This is a genomic window from Cellulophaga algicola DSM 14237, assembly GCF_000186265.1.
GTDB lineage: Bacteria > Bacteroidota > Bacteroidia > Flavobacteriales > Flavobacteriaceae > Cellulophaga > Cellulophaga algicola.
Genome location: NC_014934.1, coordinates 650814 through 670899, shown reverse-complemented (window position 1 = coordinate 670899; position 20086 = coordinate 650814). Strand labels below are relative to the sequence as shown.

At 33.4% G+C, this 20086-nt stretch carries 21 protein-coding genes; 15 read left to right on the top strand and 6 right to left on the bottom strand.

Going from position 1 to position 20086, the window contains the following annotated elements; translation table 11 throughout:
* Positions 1–24 precede the first annotated feature (24 nt).
* On the bottom strand, positions 25–855 hold the full coding sequence (locus tag CELAL_RS02825) for a hypothetical protein (protein WP_013549404.1): 831 nt from the start codon (positions 853–855) through the stop codon (positions 25–27).
* Positions 856–912: 57 nt separating this feature from the next.
* Complete coding sequence (locus tag CELAL_RS02820; protein WP_013549403.1) at positions 913–1626, bottom strand: class I SAM-dependent methyltransferase; 714 nt, start codon at positions 1624–1626, stop codon at positions 913–915.
* Positions 1627–1690: 64 nt separating this feature from the next.
* Here CELAL_RS02820 and CELAL_RS02815 point away from each other — a divergent pair, with 64 nt between their 5' ends.
* The 3 genes from CELAL_RS02815 to CELAL_RS02805 are packed head-to-tail and all read left to right on the top strand — an operon-like array spanning position 1691 to position 3571.
* Positions 1691–2206 carry a DUF2059 domain-containing protein gene (locus CELAL_RS02815; protein ID WP_013549402.1) on the top strand — a complete coding sequence of 172 codons (516 nt, stop codon included), beginning with the start codon at positions 1691–1693 and terminating at the stop codon, positions 2204–2206.
* Positions 2206–2697 carry a YkgJ family cysteine cluster protein gene (locus tag CELAL_RS02810; protein WP_013549401.1) on the top strand — a complete coding sequence of 164 codons (492 nt, stop codon included), beginning with the start codon at positions 2206–2208 and terminating at the stop codon, positions 2695–2697. Before CELAL_RS02815 ends, CELAL_RS02810 begins: the two co-directional genes overlap by 1 nt.
* Positions 2698–2743: 46 nt before the next feature.
* Positions 2744–3571 (top strand): sterol desaturase family protein, encoded by an 828-nt coding sequence (locus tag CELAL_RS02805; protein ID WP_013549400.1) that lies wholly within the window; start codon positions 2744–2746, stop codon positions 3569–3571.
* Position 3572: 1 nt separating this feature from the next.
* On the opposite strand, the gene CELAL_RS02800 is transcribed toward CELAL_RS02805, so the two are convergent.
* On the bottom strand, positions 3573–4085 hold the full coding sequence (locus CELAL_RS02800; protein ID WP_013549399.1) for a GNAT family N-acetyltransferase: 513 nt from the start codon (positions 4083–4085) through the stop codon (positions 3573–3575).
* A gap of 44 nt (positions 4086–4129) precedes the next feature.
* A complete protein-coding gene (locus CELAL_RS02795; protein ID WP_013549398.1) occupies positions 4130–5371 on the bottom strand; it encodes an exo-beta-N-acetylmuramidase NamZ family protein in 1242 nt (413 codons plus the stop codon).
* 6 nt (positions 5372–5377) lie between these two features.
* Between CELAL_RS02795 and CELAL_RS02790 the strand changes: the two genes are divergently transcribed.
* The 6 genes from CELAL_RS02790 (at position 5378) to CELAL_RS22710 (ending at position 12343) form a co-directional block, all read left to right on the top strand.
* Positions 5378–6619, top strand: coding sequence for an ABC transporter permease (locus tag CELAL_RS02790; RefSeq protein ID WP_013549397.1), 1242 nt, complete (start codon positions 5378–5380; stop codon positions 6617–6619).
* Between the two features lie 24 nt (positions 6620–6643).
* Positions 6644–7939 (top strand): M20/M25/M40 family metallo-hydrolase, encoded by a 1296-nt coding sequence (locus tag CELAL_RS02785; RefSeq protein ID WP_013549396.1) that lies wholly within the window; start codon positions 6644–6646, stop codon positions 7937–7939.
* Between the two features lie 4 nt (positions 7940–7943).
* Entirely contained in the window at positions 7944–8723 is a 780-nt protein-coding gene (locus CELAL_RS02780; protein WP_013549395.1) for an aldose epimerase family protein, read from the top strand.
* A gap of 72 nt (positions 8724–8795) precedes the next feature.
* A complete protein-coding gene (locus CELAL_RS02775) occupies positions 8796–10523 on the top strand; it encodes a SulP family inorganic anion transporter (RefSeq protein ID WP_013549394.1) in 1728 nt (575 codons plus the stop codon).
* A gap of 140 nt (positions 10524–10663) precedes the next feature.
* A complete protein-coding gene (locus CELAL_RS02770; protein ID WP_013549393.1) occupies positions 10664–12073 on the top strand; it encodes an MBL fold metallo-hydrolase in 1410 nt (469 codons plus the stop codon).
* Positions 12074–12214: 141 nt separating this feature from the next.
* Positions 12215–12343: a hypothetical protein gene (locus CELAL_RS22710; RefSeq protein ID WP_013549392.1), complete on the top strand. Its 129-nt coding sequence runs from the start codon at positions 12215–12217 to the stop codon at positions 12341–12343.
* Between the two features lie 7 nt (positions 12344–12350).
* On the opposite strand, the gene CELAL_RS02765 is transcribed toward CELAL_RS22710, so the two are convergent.
* Positions 12351–13724, bottom strand: coding sequence for an exonuclease domain-containing protein (locus tag CELAL_RS02765; RefSeq protein WP_013549391.1), 1374 nt, complete (start codon positions 13722–13724; stop codon positions 12351–12353).
* Positions 13725–14144: 420 nt separating this feature from the next.
* Here CELAL_RS02765 and CELAL_RS02760 point away from each other — a divergent pair, with 420 nt between their 5' ends.
* The 4 genes from CELAL_RS02760 to CELAL_RS02745 all read left to right on the top strand — a co-directional run bounded on the left by CELAL_RS02760 (position 14145) and on the right by CELAL_RS02745 (position 16769).
* Positions 14145–14462 (top strand): hypothetical protein, encoded by a 318-nt coding sequence (locus CELAL_RS02760; RefSeq protein ID WP_013549390.1) that lies wholly within the window; start codon positions 14145–14147, stop codon positions 14460–14462.
* Between the two features lie 62 nt (positions 14463–14524).
* Positions 14525–15820: a phosphoribosylamine--glycine ligase gene (locus CELAL_RS02755; protein WP_013549389.1), complete on the top strand. Its 1296-nt coding sequence runs from the start codon at positions 14525–14527 to the stop codon at positions 15818–15820.
* 10 nt (positions 15821–15830) lie between these two features.
* Positions 15831–16280, top strand: coding sequence for a GNAT family N-acetyltransferase (locus tag CELAL_RS02750; RefSeq protein ID WP_013549388.1), 450 nt, complete (start codon positions 15831–15833; stop codon positions 16278–16280).
* 66 nt (positions 16281–16346) lie between these two features.
* Positions 16347–16769, top strand: coding sequence for a response regulator (locus tag CELAL_RS02745; RefSeq protein WP_041557449.1), 423 nt, complete (start codon positions 16347–16349; stop codon positions 16767–16769).
* Positions 16770–16785: 16 nt separating this feature from the next.
* Here CELAL_RS02745 and CELAL_RS02740 read toward each other — a convergent pair whose 3' ends face one another.
* Complete coding sequence (locus CELAL_RS02740; protein WP_013549386.1) at positions 16786–18084, bottom strand: dipeptidase; 1299 nt, start codon at positions 18082–18084, stop codon at positions 16786–16788.
* 354 nt (positions 18085–18438) lie between these two features.
* On the opposite strand from CELAL_RS02740, the gene CELAL_RS02735 reads away from it, so the two are divergent.
* Entirely contained in the window at positions 18439–18852 is a 414-nt protein-coding gene (locus CELAL_RS02735) for a hypothetical protein (protein ID WP_013549385.1), read from the top strand.
* Positions 18853–19000: 148 nt separating this feature from the next.
* Positions 19001–20083: an efflux RND transporter periplasmic adaptor subunit gene (locus CELAL_RS02730; protein WP_041557447.1), complete on the top strand. Its 1083-nt coding sequence runs from the start codon at positions 19001–19003 to the stop codon at positions 20081–20083.
* The last annotated feature ends 3 nt before the right edge of the window (positions 20084–20086 follow it).

The following is a 20086-nucleotide window of genomic DNA, read 5'->3' as shown; positions in this document are numbered from 1 at the left end:
ATAATTGAAATTGCCATGAACCAATTACCTTCCGCCGTTAGCTTTTAGATCACGTAAGCATTCAACATCCAATTCTGGTACTTGTCCGTTTTTAGCAGTAATTGCTTTATTCATAGCAGCTCCAAACTCTAATTCTGCACGCATTAAACAACCATCTTGATTGCAATGTTGGCTAGGTTGTTCTTGATCATCATCATCGGTAAAGGTGCCTTCGTGTGGGTTTACCATAGTTGTGCCTATATTCACTAAACCTAATAAATGACCTAATTCATGATGTAAGGTAGCTGTCTCAACAGTTCCTGTAGATATCAAGAAAGACTTCCCTGCTAAATCTCTTATTGTAGATTCATAAAGAACCAAAGAGGTATTTCTAAATGCCGCACCTAATGTCACTAAATCTTCTTCAGGTTCATCTTCATCAGAAGGCGCATCAGAAAAGTAAATAAAAAGTGCTAAAGTATCATCTGTATTATAGGCTGTTCTTTCTTCTTGGATAATTTCATCTACCTCATTTATCGATAGACTTTCTTTTCCTGAAGAGCTTAATTCTAAGTATTGTATTTCAACGGTTTCTTTAAAAGTAGTTTCTTTAATAAATTCTACAAAATCATCAATAGCGGTTTCATCCGGCTTAAAACCAGTTACATATCCTATTTCTATTAAAAGCTTGTCAAAATTTGTGTTGGCTAAAAAATCGTTAGCGGAGTCTCCCGTGCCTTGTAGATTAGGAATTTTATTAACGGTTTGATTTGGGTCTGTAGATCCAGAATTATCAGTGTCTGTACTCGTGCTTTTCGAGCAATTAACAAAAACAAATAGGGCTAATAAAAGAACAACGGGGAAACTTTTTTTCATAACGGCATGGATCAAATTAGATCATAGATCATCTAAACTAACGTATTTACGAAAAAACTATTGTTGTTTTAAGGTAAGTTTAGCTAAATAATCAAAATGTTCACCTTCTTTTATTAGCTCACATTCTAAATTATTTGCCACGGCAGCTCTTTGTAAGGTATTGTAATCCAGGTATAACCAATTAAAAGATTCACTTTTATTAGATTTGTATTCCATTTCAAAAGACACTTCTCCGTAGTATTCAACCTCAGGAATCCAATAACCACCATCTTCATCGGGATCAAACATATATAAGATGTCACTTGAATCAAGGAGTATTTGCCCCCCAGGATTTAAAAAGGATTTTAATTGGGTTAGAAATTTATTTACTTGATTTAGTTTTCCTGCCAAGCCAATACCGTTCATTAAAAGAAGAATCGTATCAAATTTTTCGCCTTTATAGTTGTAAAGATCAGTGCATATCGTATTTTTAATACCTCTCGCTTTACAAACTTCAATGGCACCATTAGAAGAATCTAAGGCAGTTACATTTTTGCCATTCTCTTGTAAGTATAAGCTGTGGCTTCCTGCGCCACAACCAACATCTAAAATAGCACCTTTGGCTAGTTCTAAAGCTTTTTTTTCTAAAAGAGGCATTTCTTTATACGAACGAAATAAATAGGGAACAGGGATTATATCTTCCTCATCTAAGGATGAATAGGTTTTTATATCTGTAGTATAGTTTCCGTTTTGAAAATCTAAAACTGCTGTGCCTAAAATATCAGTTTGCATTTAATTTGTAATTTGCAGCAAAATTGAGCATTTTAACCCATTAACAAAAATAAAACACGATCAGATGAAACTAATAAAAAATATTTCAGTAGTATTCTTATTAATTACTTTAACGAGCTGTGGTCAAGAAACTACTTTTCAAGAAGATGTGTTGACCTATATTAAAAGTAACGGAACAGCAAAGCAGTACAATTATGCTTATGATGAATTGTTGAAAATGTTAGGGAATCAGTTTCCGAAAACAACAGAAAATGCATCCGGTTGGGATTATTTGGAAGCGAATAAGGAAAAGCATGTTGATGAGATACTAACGCAATTGGCACCCGTGTACGAGAAAAATTTTACACATGAGGAAATAAAAAAAATGAATGCCTTTTATCAATCAGAAGCAGGGAAGCAATTAGTTGCAGATGGAGAAAAATTAACAGAAGATCAAAAAAAAGAAGTTAATGATTTTTATGGTTCTGAAATGGGCAAAACAATCGTAGAGAAACAGCCGATACTCGCAACGGAGATTGGAAAGGTTTCTGAGGGTTGGAGTAGAGATTTGTATGAAACGGCTTTAAGCATGTTAAAATAATGGAAGAATTTATAGCACAACTTCCAAAGCTTGCGAAGGACAAGCAGAATGAGAATAAGAAATTCTTTACGAAGCTTAAAAAAAAAGCACCTAAGAATTTAGATTACCTCATGCAAGAACTGCATGAAAAAGAATTTGAACGTACAGATTGTTTAGAATGTGCTAATTGCTGCAAAACCACGGGTCCGTTATTTACAAACGCAGATGTTGAGCGTATCTCAAAACATTTTAGGCAAAAACCACAACAGTTTATAGATCAATATTTGCGCATAGATGATGAGAATGATTATGTGCTACAACAAGTACCGTGTACTTTTTTAGGGGTAGATAATTATTGTTCTATCTATGATGTACGGCCAAAGGCATGCAGAGAATTCCCGCATACCGATCGTAAAAAATTTCAACAGATTAGTAATTTGACGATCAAGAACGTGGCTATTTGCCCTGCAGCATACAATATAGTAGAAGAAATGAAGAAACGTATTGGCTAAGTGTATGTTAGCGTTCTTTTCGGTTTAATTTTATATATTTAAACAGATGGAAGCACTGATACATTACTTTGAAACAATACCTTCTTTACACCGATCATTACTTTTAGTGGGTGGTATTTCTTTTTTTTGGCTGTTGGAAGGAGCTATCCCTTTAGTGTTTTTTAAGTATAAGAAATGGAAGCATGCCTTACCAAATTTATTCTTTACAGGAACAACGGTACTCATAAATTTTGCTTTAGCCTTTCTATTGCTAAAAACTAGTGATTGGACAGTAGAAGCTAATTTTGGAATTATTAATTGGTTGCCATTACCCTACTGGGCGTATGTGCTTTTAGGCTTGTTATTGTTAGATTTTTTTGGTGCTTACGTAGCGCATTATACAGAGCACAAAGTAAAATTACTTTGGATGGTACATTTGGTGCATCATACAGACCATCACGTAGATACTACAACCGCAAACAGGCATCACCCTTTTGAAAGTGTTATACGTTTTGCATTTACATTGTTTGGTGTTGTGGTAGTCGGCGCGCCAATTGGTATTGTAATGTTATATCAATCAGTATCGTTGATAGCTGCACAATTTACACATGCAAATAAATTACCTAAAAAAGTAGATAAGGTCTTAAGCTGGGTCTTGGTATCACCAGATATGCATAAGGTGCACCATCATTATATGCTACCGTATACAGATGCCAACTACGGAAATATATTTTCTATTTGGGATCGTATTTTTGGCACTTTTATGACCTATGATCGTGAAGCTATCGTGTATGGTGTAGATACATTTCCTGATGAAGCAGAAAATGGAACGATACGATTACTCTTAAAGCAACCTTTTCATAGGTATAGAAAGCCAACTAATATAGAAAAGTAACTTAATATTTTAAGAATAATACGTGATTTGGGTTGGTATGTGTTTCTGAAATTTGATAAGCATGAGACCCAACAATGATAAACCCACTTTTTTTATAAAACCGGAGAGCCTTCTCATTTTCTGTCCACACATAAAGCCATATGCCTAATTGATTTTCTTTTTTGGACAGTGCTACGTTATGGTTAAATAAGATAGTTCCTAAATTTTGACCATGAAACTCTTGTAGTAGATAGATCCTGTCTAATTTGGTAATGTTTTTTTCAGGAATGTTTGGGTGCGTTTGATTAAATGCAATTTTAGAATATCCAGCCACACGATCATCGCTATATATTAAATAATAAATATTGTCTGGATTATTTAGTTCCTCATAAAATGCAGTTTCCGTATAATACTTAGCGGTAAATGCTTCTATATCTTTTTCTGGAGCACTTTTACCATGAGCTTGTAAAAATGCTTCTTTTCCTATTTCAGACAGTAACTTGCTGTCTTCTGTAGTGGCTTTAACAATTTTCATAAAAGTAGTTGCATAAGTAATTTTTTTTTGAAGAAAATCTAATACTAGTTATAAATCAGATACTTACTCCTAATCTTTTTAAAATTTAAAATATCAGTCTGCCATGTTTTTCTAATTTCTTCGGCAGTCATTCCGGCCTCAATCTGTTTTTGAAGTTCTTCCGTTCCGGCATGTTTTGTAAATCCACTGGTTAAGAAAAATAAGCTTTTGTCTGTAGTATGGGTATATGCATCAATAATCCATTGTAAATCCACTAAATTTAGGCGTGTAGTATCCACTTTCGTTAAATCGGTACCAAAACAGATTTCACTCTTATGTTTTGGGTATTTAGCTCCAAAATTAGCTGCCGGTGTATAGGAAAAATCGTAATGGGTTTTATCTAAAAACGGAGCACCATAACGTTGAAACTGAAATTCTGTTCCGCGTCCAGCATTAACATCGGTACCTTCAAAAAGTCCTAAACTAGGGTATAGTTTTATAGATAAGTCGTTTGGTAAATTAGGAGAAGGCCTAATGGGTAGGCTATAGAAAGAATTGTGAGAATAGTGCTCCATCGGAATTACTGTTAGGTGGGCTTTATTGCCGTGAGCGAGCCAACCTTCTTCATTAATCATTTCTGCATATTCGCCAATAGTCATTCCGTATACAAGCGGTATTTCTGTCATTCCTAAAAAACTAGTGTGTTTGGCTTCCATTGTTGGGCCATCTACATAATGGGCATTAGGGTTAGGTCTGTCTAAAACTATTACGGGAATATTATTTTCGGCACATGCTTCCATAACAAGTTGTAAGGTGGCAATATAGGTATAGAACCGAACACCAACATCTTGAATGTCAAATAATACTAAATCAATATCCTTCAATTGCTCTTTAGAGGGTTTTCTATTTTTTCCATAGAGCGAAACAAGCGGTAAGCCTGTTTTTTTATCTAAACCATCTTTTACATGTTCACCCGCATCAACTTCTCCTCTAAACCCATGTTCTGGAGCAAATACTTTTGATATGGAAACCTTTAATGTTAGTAAGGAGTCTACAATATGTGTGTATCCCTTTTTATTGAAAACTACACTAGTTTGGTTGGCAACGATCGCAATATTTTTACCTTTTAACAGCGGTACGTATGTTTTTGTCTTATTAGCAGCGATAACCAAAGGTGTATCTATTGCTTTTTCAACTTTTATATTTACGGTTTCAGTAGTGTTAATTGTAGTCTTCTTTGTCTTTCCACAAGAAGAAAACACTAAAACCAATAATAAAAATGTATTTTTGAGACAAGGAAAAAGCATCATAAATTGAATTTAGAATATTTTATTGCAAAGCGCCTTTCGGCTGGTAAAGGGCATAAAAATAGTATTTCGGCTCCGATAATAAAAATAGCAATTGCAGCAATTACAATAAGTATTGTGATGATGCTAATTGCGATAGCTACGGGAGACGGACTTAAGAAGAAAATTAGAGAGAAAGTAGCCGCTTTTAATGGGCATATTCAAATCAGTAATTTTGACAATAACAGATCTGATGTTTCTGTGGTGCCCGTTTTTTTAGAACAAGATTTTTATCCAGAATTCAAAAATATAACTGGAATAAAGCACATACAAGCTGTTGCTAGTAAAGGCGGAATTGTTAGAACAGAAGAAACAGTAGAAGGTATTTTAGCCAAAGGTGTAGGCAAAGATTACAACTGGGATGTTTTTAAAGAATATTTGGTTGATGGTAGATTGCCAGATTTTTCAGGGGAGCGAACAGATGAAGTTTTAATTTCTAGCTTATTAGCAAACAAGCTTAAATTAAAATTAGGCGATACATTCCTGTCCGTTTTTTTAAGAGATAATGATCCTTCTAAAATGCCAAACCAACAAAAATCTAAGATTGTTGGTATTTATGATAGCGGTTTTGAAGAATTTGATGCTACGTATGTTTTTATGGATATACGCCATATTCAACGTATGAATAAATGGGAGGATAATCAAATTGGTAATTTTGAAATCTTTTTAGACGATTTTGATTCCATTGACGAAAAAAGTATTGAAATCTACGGACAAACCTTATCCACATTAGATACCAGGACTATAAAAGATAATTATGGTCATATATTTCAATGGATAGATTTATTCGATTTTAATACGGCTTTGATTATTGGTATTATGATTATTGTAGGGGGTATTAATATGATTACTGCACTATTAGTATTGATATTAGAGCGTACGACAATGATTGGAATTTTAAAAGCATTGGGGGCAGATGATTGGAGTATTCGTAAAATATTTTTATACAATGCAGCCTATTTAATTAGTATTGGATTGTTTTTAGGAAATTTAATTGGCTTGGGTATTATATGGGCGCAAGACAAGTTTAGAATGTTTAAGTTTCCAAACCCTAAAGAATATTACATTGAATATATTCCGGTACATATTAGTCTTACCGCAATAGTAAGTTTAAATATAGGGGTGATGATTTTATGTTTACTAATGCTTATTGTGCCTTCTTATATCATAACAAAAATTACCCCAGTGAAAGCAATAAAGTTTGATTAAACTGAAAAAAATAAAATCAGCATTATGAAAAAAAATCAATATCTCTTTATTCTTTTGATTACAATTTCTTTGAGCGGATTCTCTCAGAAATTATCAAAAACGGAGAAAAAAATTATTTCAAGTGTTGAAAAGAATAACTCAGAAGCAATACAATTTTTAGAAAAAGTAGTCAATATAAATAGTGGTACTCTTAATATTGAAGGGGTGAAAAAAGTGGGTATTGTTTTTAAAGATGCTTTTGATGCTATAAATTTTAGAACAAGTTGGATAGAGATGCCATCGGAGCTAAATAGATCTGGACATTTATTTGCAGAAACTTCTGGAAAAAAAGGAAAGAAATTATTGCTAATTGGTCATTTAGATACTGTTTTTGAGGAAGATAGTCCGTTTCAGAAATTTGAAATGGTCAATGATAGTATAGCCCACGCACCTGGAGGGAATGATATGAAAGGTGGAAATGTAATAATCTTGTATGCTTTAAAAGCTTTACAAGAAAACGGATTACTTGAAAACGCTCAAATTATTGCAGCTTTTACAGGCGATGAAGAAAGTACAGGCAAACCATTGACTATTAGTAGAAAAGATCTAGTTGCTGCTGCAAAAAAAAGTGATATAGCCTTAGGTTTTGAAACATCTACAGGGTTTAATTATGCTACGGTTGCACGGCGTGGTTCTTCAGGGTGGGAAGTTGAGGTGACTGGTGAAAGAGCTCACTCTTCAGGTATTTTTAATGAAGCTACAGGTGCTGGAGCTATATTTGAAATGTCAAGAATATTAAATAGTTTTTACGAAGAGGTAAAAGGAGAAGAGTATTTAAGCTTTAATCCTGGAATATTATTAGGGGGTACCTTTATAGATTATGATGTAAAAACAGGTAAAGGAGATGCTTTTGGCAAAACAAATGTTGTAGCACAAACGGCATTGGTAAAAGGCGGATTAAGATTTATGTCTGAAGCGCAAAAAGAAAATGCACGTAATAAGATGCGAGAAATTGTCGCAAAAAATTTACCGAATACTTCAGCAACGATACATTTTGAAGATAGTTATCCGGCAATGGGTCCTACAGCAGGAAATTTAGATCTTTTAAAACAATTGAATCAAGTAAGCTTAGATTTAAAACAAGGAGAAGTTATTGCATATGACCCCGGAAAAAGAGGAGCGGCAGATACTTCATTTGTTGCAGCATATGTAGATGCTTTAGATGGCCTAGGAACAATGGGTACAGGAGCGCATACTCCAGAAGAAACTGTAAACCTAAATACAATAGAGGCCTTAACGAAAAGAACAGCAATTTTAATTTATAGATTAATACATCAATAATAGTATGACAACACTTTCTTATAAGAACCAAACGGTACAGATTGATGCAGGAGAATTGGTAAGTTTTCAAGTAGCGGATCAAGAATATATTCATCAGAAAGGAAGTCCGGGTTGGCGTAATGCAGATACCGAAATGTTTCCAATCATAGGTCCAACTGCAGCTGCTAATTTTAGCGTAAGCACTCCAAGAGGAGAAGCAATTCAAGATCAACATGGTTTACTTCGTGAGATGGTTTATGAGCGAATAGAAGCCACGGAGACAGGAGCTATTTTTCAAAAAGCCTATACTGCGGGAACAGCAATTAAAAATTCTAAATTCCCCGAAAAGTCTACTGAAGAATTATTACAATGGCCTTATGATTTTATATTTAAGAAAATATTTACACTTTCAGAAGCGGGTTTAGAAGTTCGTTTTCTTATTTCGGGAGTTTCGGGAATGCCTTATATGTTAGGATATCATCCTGCTTTTAATCTAGTAACAGACAATCCAACCATTATCGCAAACGCTAGAGAAATTTCTCTTGCAGCTATTTTAGAAGTGGGGAATAGAGCCTTTCAAATAGCAGATTGTACAGAAATTAAATTAAGAGATAAAAATACCGTAACGATAAAGACCAAGGGTTTTGGGAACTTTATGTTATGGACAGAAGTGAATAATATGGTTTGTATTGAACCGATTACTTTTTATCCGTATGCCGTGGATCAAAAAAACCTTTCTGATGGCTTCTCAAGATTGGAAGGAGATGAAGCAGAATATACAATGTTGATTTCTATTTCGGATTAAAATAATCTTGTGAAAATTTCATGCGTAACTTAGGTTACTTATCATGACAAAAATTAAGTATAAATTTGACGGATGCAAAAATATATTCCGATACTGAAATGGTTGCCGAAGTATAAGAAAAGCAATCTTTCTAAAGATTTAATAGCAGGCCTTACGGTAGGTATCATATTGGTTCCGCAGGGTATGGCTTATGCTATGATTGCCGGTTTGCCACCTGTTTATGGGTTGTATGCAGCACTTTTTCCGGTATTGATGTATATGGTTTTTGGTACTTCTAGACAAGTATCTGTTGGTCCAGTAGCAATGGACTCACTTTTGGTAGCAGCAGGTTTAGGAGCTTTAAGTATCATCGGGGTAGAGAATTATGTGACCATGGCTATACTATTGGCGTTCATGGTTGGCGTAATTCAGCTTTTATTAGGGGTATTGAAAATGGGTTTTTTAGTAAATTTCTTATCAAGACCTGTAATCAGTGGTTTTACTTCTGCAGCAGCATTTGTTATTATTTTTAGCCAATTAAAACATTTGTTAGGAGCACCAATAGAGAGCAGTAAAATGTTTCACCAACTAGTCCTCAATGCTTTTCAGAAAATAGCGGAAACTAATCCGTATGATTTTGCCATAGGACTATTTGGAATTATAATTATTCTTATTTTCAAAAAAATTAATAAAAGAATTCCTGCCATTTTAATTGTCGTTATACTCGGAGTTTTAGCAGTATATTTATTTAAATTAGAACAATATGGGGTACATGTTGTAGGTGTAATACCAACAGGGTTACCAAGTTTTTCTATGCCATCATTACAATGGAGTACTGTAATAAGTTTGTGGCCAATTGCGCTAACATTAGCTTTGGTAGGTTATCTGGAAACAATCTCTATAGGGAAAGCCTTAGAAGAAAAAGCGGGCGAAGAAACTATTATAGCCAATCAAGAATTAATTGCATTAGGTTTGGGTAATATTGTAGGGTCATTTTTTCAATCTTATTCTTCTACAGCTAGTTTTTCAAGATCTGCTATTAATGGCGAAGCAGGAGCAAAGACCAATTTATCCGCTTTATTTAGTGTACTAATGGTTATTGGTACGTTATTGTTTTTAACGCCAGTTTTTTACTATTTACCTAATGCAGCTTTGGCAAGTATTATAATGGTTTCTGTAATTGGATTGATTGATGTGGCGTACGCTAAACAATTATGGCATAAGCGAAAAGATGAGTTTGTTGTTTTACTAATAACTTTCTTCGTTACACTATTCATCGGTATTCCTCAAGGGATATTGGTAGGGGTAATGAGTTCTCTTTTGCTAATGGTCTACAGAACTTCTAATCCGCATTTTGCGGTCTTGGGAAATATAAAAGATACAGATTACTATAAAAATATAACACGTTTTGCAGATGAGGTAATCAATCGCGAGGATTTACTTATTATTCGTTTTGATGCGCAATTGTATTTTGGGAATGTTGGGTTTTTTAAAAATCAATTATTTCATGAAATTGATAAAAAAGGACTAAAATTAAAAGGCGTAATTCTCAATGCAGAAGCTATCAATTATATAGATTCTACAGGAGCACAAGCATTAACAAAGGTGATAAGAGAAATTCATGATAGAAATATACAATTCTATATCGCAGGTGCTATAGGGCCAACTCGAGATATTATCTTTAATAGTGGAATTATAAATGAATTGCATAAAGAATTTCTCTTTGTAAAAATAAAAGAAGCGGTAGCATGTTTTGATGATCCAAGTTCAGTTTCTAGTTTAAAAGGTAAAGTAGCCTATCAAAATCAATTTAGAGTGTAACTATTGTTACTGACAATGGGTATAATTTAATCTACTTTTACCCTAAGAATTGAGTTAAAATATAAATGTAATAAGGATTGATAGAGCTTAGATCAAAAGAATAATTAGGATGTTTTTTATCAAGATAAAAAAATATAGATATGAAGATAGAACAAATATACACAGGATGCTTAGCGCAAGGGGCTTATTATATTGAAAGTAATGGGGAGGTGGCTATCATTGATCCGTTAAGAGAAGTTGGTCCTTACATTAAAAGAGCAGCGAATGATAAAGCGAAAATAAAATATATTTTTGAAACCCATTTTCATGCAGATTTTGTTAGTGGGCATGTTACATTATCTAAGGAAACAGGAGCACCAATTATATACGGTCCTCTTGCAAATCCTTCTTTTGAAGCCATTATTGCTAAAGACGGGCAAGAGTTTAAATTAGGCGAAATAACGATTAAGGTAGTACATACACCTGGACATACGATGGAAAGTTCTACTTTTCTATTGAAAGACAAGAATGGAAAAGATCATGCAATTTTCTCTGGAGACACCTTGTTTTTAGGAGACGTTGGGCGACCAGATTTAGCACAAAAGGCCGCAGATATGACGCAGGAGCAGCTGGCAGGTACGCTGTTTGATAGTTTACGAACTAAATTAATGCCTTTGGCAGATGATGTAATTGTATACCCAGCGCACGGGGCTGGATCAGCATGTGGTAAGAACATGATGAAAGAGACCGTAGATACCTTAGGGAATCAGAAAAAAATGAACTATGCCCTCCGTGCAGATATGACGAGAGATGAATTTATCAAAGAAGTTACCGACGGACTTTTGCCTCCACCAAAATATTTTCCATTGAACGTGAAGATGAATAAAGAAGGTTATGAAGATTTTGATGAAGTTTTAGAACGAGGTACTACAGCCTTGACACCGGATGCTTTTGAAGTAGCTGCTAATGAAACTGGGGCTATAGTTTTAGATGTAAGACATCAGAATGATTTTGTGAAAGGACATATTCCACGTTCTATTTTTATTGGATTGAATGGCGATTTTGCTCCATGGGTAGGTGCGCTAATCGCAGATGTAGATCAGCCTTTACTTTTAGTAACCCCAGATGGCAAAGAAGAAGAAGCTATTACCCGTTTATCTCGTGTAGGTTTTGATGGAACTATAGGTTTCTTAAAAGGCGGATTCGAAGCTTGGAAAAAGGCATCGAAAGATTATGATACCATTACATCTGTGCCAGCAGCCGAAGCTGTGGCAGCAATTAAAGCTAAGCACACACCTGTATTCGATGTTCGTAAAGAAACAGAATACTTATCTGAGCACGTAAAAAATGCTGAGAATACTCCTTTGAGTTCTTTGAATGATTATTTAACCGAATTTCCTGAAAAAGAAACCTTTTTCGTGCATTGCGCAGGAGGCTATCGATCGGTAATCGCAGCTTCAATTTTAAAAAGTAGAGGAATCCATAATTTGGTTGATGTTGCAGGGGGCTTTGCAGCTTTAAAAGCGGACGGTGCAGAAGTTACAGATTATGTTTGCCCAACGACATTATAACATTAATTAGAAAATAAATTTTAAGACCATCAACAAGCTGTTGATGGTCTTTTTTTTTCGTTTTATGATTTTTATGATTTTTATCATTTTTATTTCTAGTCTCCAGTGTTAATTTTGCATGATAAATCAACCTAATAAATTATGAATAAGCTAGTAATATCTTTAGTGAATTGGAATTACGGAATTGTATTGATAGGCATTTTTGCTGCCGTATGTATTACCTTAGTCCTAATTATTATTTCATTTATCAATAGTGAAAAAAAGAAATAATCTTAGTCTAGTTTTGATGCAAAACAAAGATTTTACTGGTATTTTTTTGAATAAAATTAGCGATTAGCCTTTCTGTTTCAAAGGTGTTTTTTTGTGGAGTGATAAACGGCGTTAGGTCATCAATAGTTTCAATCGCTATTTCATTTTCCACAAAGCCATACCCCATATAAGTATTGTCCTGAACAAGTATAACTCCAGATTCATCTAGGGTTCTGCCTTTTTCACGAATAATAAAGTTTTCGTTTTTAGATTGAACATCACTTATAGCTTGTTTAACTTTAGCATTATAAGCTTCAATTTCTTCTGTGCCTCTGCAAATACCTTCACATTCTAAAATATCATAATGAGAACATTGTGGTACATTTTCTTGTAAATGGCAGAACTTAGGACACAGTTTATACGTTTTACAAAGCTCCTGTAAAAAGGTGCGACTTGCTGTTTTTGAATATAACGTATAAAAGGAATTGGGAGCCATTTTTTGAGTATTCCACGCTAAATGCATAATGCCATTACGGTCTTCGTAGGTAAATATTCCAAAGGGCTGTACCTTTTTTTTCTGGGCGCGGTTATAGTCTGGATAATGGTGTTTTATAGCGTCAGATTCCATTAATAAAGCCATTATCTCACTTCCAGAAAGTTCAAAATCTATTGCTGAGGTCTCTTGACACATTGCAATCTCTTTAGTTGTTTTGTCATAAAAATGACTCAATACTCTTTTCTTTATATCAATAGCTTTGCCTACATATATTATTTTTCCTTTAGCATTCTTAAAGAAGTAAATGCCAGGAGTATTTGGTAAGTTATCGAAGTCAGATTTTGGCAACCCTGGAGGTAAAGTGGCTTCTTGAGAACGTGCATTAAGGAATGATTTAAAAACTTCACCAGTAGCATCAACACGTAATAATTTTTCGAATAAAATGGTTGTAGCTTCTGCGTCGCCTCTAGCTCTATGTCTATCTGTAAGCGGAATTTTTAATGCTGTGCAAAGTTTACCCAGGCTGTAGCTGTTGTATCCTGGAAATAATTTTCTCGACAGACGAACAGTACATAGTTTTTGGCGTATAAAATCTACTCCAATAGCTTTAAATTCGTGCTTTATAATATTGTAATCAAAACTTACATTATGGGCAACAAATATGGTTTCTTCTGTAATCTTTAAGATTTGATCCGCAACCTCAGAAAATTTTGGAGCATTGCGAACCATAGTATTATCAATTCCTGTTAACCCTGTAATAAAATACGGAATTTCTGCTTCAGGATTTATAAGTGTGGTAAATTCTTCAATAACATCATAACCGTCATATTTAAAAATAGAAATTTCTGTAATCTTGTTTCCTTGAATACCATTCCCTGTAGTTTCAATATCGATAATTGTGTACAAAAGCTCTTTTTTTATAGCAAAGTTACGGTATTTTTTAGCATCAAATTATCTTGAAAATAATTGAAAAAGATATCTGTTTTTTTACTTCATTTGTATCTTAAATTTTGTGTTTAACCCCTGATTGGGAGAGCACCTTGAAGAAAAATAATAATTTCGGGTTTTTGGTTATTTTGAAATCAATATCAAAAACATTCCATAGTTTGGAAAACCGAACATCAGAACAGATTTCTTACTTCCAATTGATGAAAATTCATCCTTTTTTTTATCAGAAAAAAGAGATGATCTTTTCTAATGTTTTATTTAAACGAACGATAAGCAAAATATAGTGATTTTATTCTTACCACTTGCATACTAGGTATGTAGGGTAAATCATTGGAAAACTTATACATCAATTACATCATTAATTTAGTTCTAAAAATCATGAAAATAATAGCAATCTCTATTTTATTATTAATTACTTCTTTTTTGAAAACTAGCCAAGACGCTATAACAATCACCGTAACTTATGAAGGTGTAGATGACGGGGTATATTATTTTTCTTCTGAAGAAGATTTTAATACCTATGCCTTTAAAAATTTAGAAGAAAAAGCAGGGGCAAAATACAATATGGCCGATAGAAAATTAATAGGAACAGACTTTGAAGTTACCTATACCTCTGAAGAGTTTCAAGACGAAGAAAATGAAACTCATGAAGTTTTAACGATTACAGATTTAAAATTAATTAAAACAATTAAATAATTTAAAAGAGCGCATGTTAGTTTTAATATGCGCCTTTATCACCTAAAAAAAAGCATAACAAATTGCGAAAAATAGTTCAGGTTAAAAAAAAGTTTCTTTTTATTTCTCGTTGGGGAGAAGCATTAGATATCGCTAACGCAACACTTCAGGAAGGCAATGAGGTTAAATTATATGTAGAAGATAAAGCTTCCAAAGAAATAGGCTATGGCTTTGTAAAAAAAGTACAAGATTGGAAGAAGCATGTGGATTGGGCAGATGTTTTAATTTTTGATTATACAGGGAATGGTGCTATTTGTCAAGAGTTACGTGCACAAGGAAAATTAGTCTTTGGAGGTACGGAGTACACAGACGCCTTAGAGCTAGACCGTAATTTTGGGCAGGAAGAACTTAAAAGACATAAAATTAATATACTGCCTTTTAAGGAATTTGAAACGTTTAAAGAGGCAATTAAATATGTAGAAGCAAACCCAAATGCCTATGTGATAAAACCATCTGGGGAAACACAGGAATTAAAACAATTGCTTTTTGTAGGTAATGATGATTCTGGCCAGGATGTGGTGCGGGTATTAAAAGCCTATGAAAAATCTTGGGGAGATGATTTTGGCACCTTTCAATTGCAGCGAAAAGTAAAAGGCGTAGAAATTTCTGTATCTGCATTTTTTAATGGTGTAGAGTTTCTAACACCAATAAACATCACTTTTGAGCATAAAAAACTATTCCCTAAAGAATTAGGGGTTTCTACAGGAGAGATGGGGAGTAGCATGTTTTGGGTAAAAGACTCTCCAATTTTTGATAAAACACTCAAGAAAATGGAAGCCATACTTGCCAAAAATAATTTTTTTGGACATATAGATTTAAACTGTATTGTAAACGGACATGGAATTTATCCTTTAGAATTTACATCTCGTTTTGGTTTTCCTCAGATATTTATTCAGCGAGCAGGAATAACAGAGCCTATTGGAGAATTATTGTATAAAGTAGCTTCTGGACACAAATTTCAACTTCAAGTAAAAAAAGGATTTCAAGTAGGGGCTTTTGTAGTGGTACCTCCGTTCCCATATGAGGATAAAAAAACATTTGAGCTCTTTTCAAAAGATGCCGTTGTTATTTTAAAAAAAGATAGCTTAGAAGGTATTCATCCTATGCACTTAAAAATTGTAAATGACCAGTGGTTAATTACAGGGAATACTGGCATAGCCTTGTTAGTCACAGGTACTGGGCTAACCATGAAAGATGCACAGAAAATGATGTATAACCGTATCAATACTGTAATTATTAACAACTGTTATTACCGCACCGATATTGGAGATCGTTGGTTTGAAGATTCTGATAAATTATGGTCTTGGGGTCTTTTGTAAAAGTAAAATTATGGCTCTAGAATTTTTAAAACATACCGGTAATCCAGATGATTTTTTTAAGATATTACCTGTAGATTGGCAAGAAGCCTTACAGTTAGTTTGGGAAAAGGGGAGTGCTACTTCAGAAATATTTGTACTAAAAGAAGAGAACAAAGTAATTGCTGGAGGTATTCTTTTTAAAGATATAACTGCAGATATGCAATTTTTTAAAGAGGAAGCACAGCTATTATTAGCATCAAAAAGTTATTATATTGGGTATTTATGGGTTTTAGAAGCTAGGAGAGGAGAAGATTTAGGTTCCTTATGGTTAAAGAGCTTAAAACAGTATTATCCTGATAATTATTTTTGGTTAACCATTGAGGAAGAGGGCTTAATACGGTTTTATGAAAAAAATAATTTTAAATTATCTTTTGAAAAAGAATGTAATAGCGAAAAAGAATGGTTGTTGAAATCAATTTAAAAGGCAAGTTCTTTTGTTGTTATAAGATTTATCTTACATTTGTGTCTAGTTTTTATTGTGAACACTATGAAAATTGATACTGTTTGTATTATTGATGATGATCCGATATTTGTATATGGAACAAAAGTTATTTTAAATAGCAATGGTAAATTCTGTTCAAATATTATGGTGTTTGAAGACGGTGAAGAGGCTTTGGATGATTTGGTAACACTCGTTAAAACAAATCAAACTTTACCAGAAGTAATCTTCTTAGATTTAAATATGCCTATTATGGATGGTTGGGATTTTTTGGATGAATTCTGCAAAATTCCAGATATAGAAAACAAAACTAGAATTTATATATTAAGTTCTTCTATTTTTTCTGTTGATATAGAAAAGTCTAAAGAATATAAGGTGGTTAAAGATTTTATTAGCAAACCGCTTACCGATTCAAAATTTGAAATTCTTTTAAAAGATATAGAAAATGAAAGAATGGGTAAAACAGCATAGTTTTACCCATTCTTTGTTATATAGTTTTAGAAATAGCTTGTACTTCATCTAAAACGCGAAGTAAATTACCTCCCCAAAGTTTAGCAATATCTTCTTCGGAATATCCTCTTTTTACTAGTTCTAAGGTTACGTTGTACGTTTCAGAAGCATCTGCCCAACCTTCAATTCCGCCACCACCATCAAAGTCAGAACTTAAGCCTACATGATCAATGCCTATTAGTTTCACAAGGTAATCTACGTGATCAATAAAATCAGATACATTTACTGCTGGTGGTGCTTTTTTATCAGTAGCAGCTAGTTCATCTCCAATTTTTTTCACTTTTGTATAATTACTAAAAAATACTTTCTTTTCAATATCGGAAAGAGTGCTAATTTCTGAACGATCATATAATTTAATATCAAGCGAGTCTGCAATTTTTTTATAGCTATTTTTCATATACGCTGCTCTTGCCTCATGCTTTTCGGTATTTAGGTAGGAGCTAAAAGCAACGGTTTGTACTACGCCCCCATTTTCTTTTAGAAGAAGTAATTGCTCATCATCTAAATTTCTACTATGATTACAAAGAGCACGAGCAGAAGAGTGAGATGCTATTATAGGAGCTTTAGATAAGGTAATCATTTGTTTCATGGCTTCCTTGGAAGGATGTGATATGTCTATCATTATCCCGAGCTTATTCATCGCTGTAATTCCTTGTTTGCCCAAATCACTTAAACCATTGTAAAGCCAAATGCTATCATTTTCTCCTGTATTAGAATCAGAAAACTGACTATGGCCATTGTGTGCTAATGAAATATAACGGGCACCCAAATCATAATATTTTTTAAAATTAGAAAGATCTTCTCCAATAGGATAAGCATTTTCAACACCTATCATCGCTACTTTTTTACCGGCACTATTGATGCGTCTTACATCTTCAGAAGTTAGGGCTAATTCAATTTTATCCGGAGCAATTTGTTCACATAACTTATGGATAGCAGCAAATTTCTCCATTGCATTTTTTGCTGCCTTTTTGTAGCCAGAAGGTGTTAGTGAGTCTTGGCCTGTATATACAATCAACCAAGAGACATCTAAACCGCCTTCTTCCATTTTTGGTAAGTTTATTTGCGTATCCAAACGTTCTGTATAATTAATGCTATCCGTAAAATTAGCCACATTGATATCATTGTGGGTGTCAATAGTAATTACATTTTCATGTATACGATGCGCCTTTTGCTCTAGAGTTTCTGGTACTACGGTTTCTTTTGGGGTCTCTTTACATGAAAAGAATAGGGTTGTTGCTAGTAATGTAAAATAGAGTATTGGTTTTTTTTTCATTTTGATCTAAAATTTTAATTGGTGATTAGTTCGTATCCTAAACTTAAGCTTTTTAAATTGTATTAGAAAAAGGAAGTAGAATTCACGGTGATAAATTGGAGCGTTAGTAAAATAGGAACTTTATTTTGTTGGTGCAGTAGTATTATGGGGATACTATTGCGAAAATAACGATAAGAGGCGGTATTTGTTTTAATTGATGTAAAGCTATTTAAAAGAGTCTAGATGTGTACTATTCTTAAAATTAAGCTCCTAAATTATTGAAAGTGTAATAATTAGATTTATTTTTTAATTTAACTTTTTTTAACAAGCATATGTTTGTGCACTTCTATTTCATAGTATAGTTTTGCTCCCTTGATGAAAAAGGCAATTGGGCAATTTTTACTTCTAATTTGTATTCTAATAGCAAGCGGATGCAATGCCAATACCTCCAATATTGGAGACTCCTTTGTATTTCAAAACTTTAAATCTTTAGATCTTTTTGGTGATCACTTGAATGATGAACAGTCTATTCATGAGTTAGTAGAAGCTCTTGATTTAAACTCACATGAAAAACATTTTGCTGAAATTACAGATGTTGAAGAAGAGAATGAAGAAAAAAATTCTTCACAAGAAAAATTAAGTAGTAACACTTTTTTTGTTCTCTTTTCAAATGATGATATAGCGATACATCTTTCAAGTAAACTTCAGAAAAATACACTTTCTTTTGAAGCTAAACGTGTAATGGTTTCTTTTAAACATTATGAACGTTTTCAAGTATATCGCATCTGATATATTTTTAGGTAGCCTACTACTTCTAGGGTTACCAATTATCCGTTTTAAAATTTTTACAAATCAAATTGGTGAGTCTTAATTAAATAAGATTTAGGCTTGCTGCTATTTCAAACTAAAAAAATAAATTATTTAATCTAGTAAAACTATGAGTAAAACTCCTATGTTTATTGGCGTGCTTGTGTTATTGATATTAACAAGCTGCGGTACAAAAAAAGAGGAAAAACAAGAAGAAGCTAAATTTCTTGTAACCAGTCCTGTGAAAAAAGACACCTCTATAACTAAAGATTATGTTAGTCAAATTCATTCTATAAGACATATAGAAATTCGTGCACTGGAAAAAGGATATTTACAACATATTTCGGTTGATGAAGGTCAGAATTTGAAAAAAGGACAGGCTATGTTTCAAATTATGCCAAATGTATATCAGGCAGATTTACAAAAAGCTGCTGCTGAAGCTAAGGTTGCAGAAATTGAATTAAAGAATACGCAATTATTAGCAGACGGAAAGGTAGTTTCAGAAAATGAACTTTTAATGGCTAAAGCAAATTTTGATAAAGCTAATGCAGAAGTGTCACTGGCAAAAACACATTTAGGCTTTACGGCAATTAAAGCCCCTTTTGCAGGAATTATGAATCACTTGCATGTGCGTGAAGGTAGTCTTTTAGATGAAGGAGAGTTGTTAACAACACTATCTGATAATAGTAAAATGTGGGTGTATTTTAATGTTCCAGAATCAGAATATCTAGACTATATCACGAGTAAAGATAAAGATGTAAAAAAGTCTGTTGGGTTATTAATGGCGAATAATAAAGTCTTTAATCAAACAGGAATAGTAGAGACTATTGAAGCAGATTTTAATAATCAGACGGGGAATATAGCTTTTAGAGCAACCTTTGATAATCCAGATGGCATACTTCGCCATGGGGAAACAGGTAGTATTTTAATGAAAATTCCTTTTAAAGATGTGTTGATTATTCCTCAAAAATCAACCTTTGAAATTTTAGATAAGAAATATGTTTTTGTAGTAGACAAAGATAATATTGTCAAACAACGTTTAATTCATGTAGCAGCAGAAATGAAAGACTTATTTGTTGTAGATAAAGGGTTGTCTGAAAATGACAAGATTATATTGGATGGGATTCGTATGGTAAAAGACCAACAGAAAGTAGCCATTGAGTTTGTGGAACCAAATTCGGTCATATCAAACTTAGCGCTTTACGCAGAGTAATTT

Coding starts and splice junctions, on each gene's coding strand:
- CELAL_RS02825 (WP_013549404.1), bottom strand. CDS start 855: ATGAAAAAAAGTTTCCCCGTTGTTCTTTTATTAGCCCTATTTGTTTTT.
- CELAL_RS02820 (WP_013549403.1), bottom strand. CDS start 1,626: ATGCAAACTGATATTTTAGGCACAGCAGTTTTAGATTTTCAAAACGGA.
- CELAL_RS02815 (WP_013549402.1), top strand. CDS start 1,691: ATGAAACTAATAAAAAATATTTCAGTAGTATTCTTATTAATTACTTTA.
- CELAL_RS02810 (WP_013549401.1), top strand. CDS start 2,206: ATGGAAGAATTTATAGCACAACTTCCAAAGCTTGCGAAGGACAAGCAG.
- CELAL_RS02805 (WP_013549400.1), top strand. CDS start 2,744: ATGGAAGCACTGATACATTACTTTGAAACAATACCTTCTTTACACCGA.
- CELAL_RS02800 (WP_013549399.1), bottom strand. CDS start 4,085: ATGAAAATTGTTAAAGCCACTACAGAAGACAGCAAGTTACTGTCTGAA.
- CELAL_RS02795 (WP_013549398.1), bottom strand. CDS start 5,371: ATGCTTTTTCCTTGTCTCAAAAATACATTTTTATTATTGGTTTTAGTG.
- CELAL_RS02785 (WP_013549396.1), top strand. CDS start 6,644: ATGAAAAAAAATCAATATCTCTTTATTCTTTTGATTACAATTTCTTTG.
- CELAL_RS02780 (WP_013549395.1), top strand. CDS start 7,944: ATGACAACACTTTCTTATAAGAACCAAACGGTACAGATTGATGCAGGA.
- CELAL_RS02775 (WP_013549394.1), top strand. CDS start 8,796: ATGCAAAAATATATTCCGATACTGAAATGGTTGCCGAAGTATAAGAAA.
- CELAL_RS02770 (WP_013549393.1), top strand. CDS start 10,664: ATGAAGATAGAACAAATATACACAGGATGCTTAGCGCAAGGGGCTTAT.
- CELAL_RS22710 (WP_013549392.1), top strand. CDS start 12,215: ATGAATAAGCTAGTAATATCTTTAGTGAATTGGAATTACGGAATTGTA.
- CELAL_RS02760 (WP_013549390.1), top strand. CDS start 14,145: ATGAAAATAATAGCAATCTCTATTTTATTATTAATTACTTCTTTTTTG.
- CELAL_RS02750 (WP_013549388.1), top strand. CDS start 15,831: ATGGCTCTAGAATTTTTAAAACATACCGGTAATCCAGATGATTTTTTT.
- CELAL_RS02745 (WP_041557449.1), top strand. CDS start 16,347: ATGAAAATTGATACTGTTTGTATTATTGATGATGATCCGATATTTGTA.
- CELAL_RS02740 (WP_013549386.1), bottom strand. CDS start 18,084: ATGAAAAAAAAACCAATACTCTATTTTACATTACTAGCAACAACCCTA.
- CELAL_RS02735 (WP_013549385.1), top strand. CDS start 18,439: ATGAAAAAGGCAATTGGGCAATTTTTACTTCTAATTTGTATTCTAATA.
- CELAL_RS02730 (WP_041557447.1), top strand. CDS start 19,001: ATGAGTAAAACTCCTATGTTTATTGGCGTGCTTGTGTTATTGATATTA.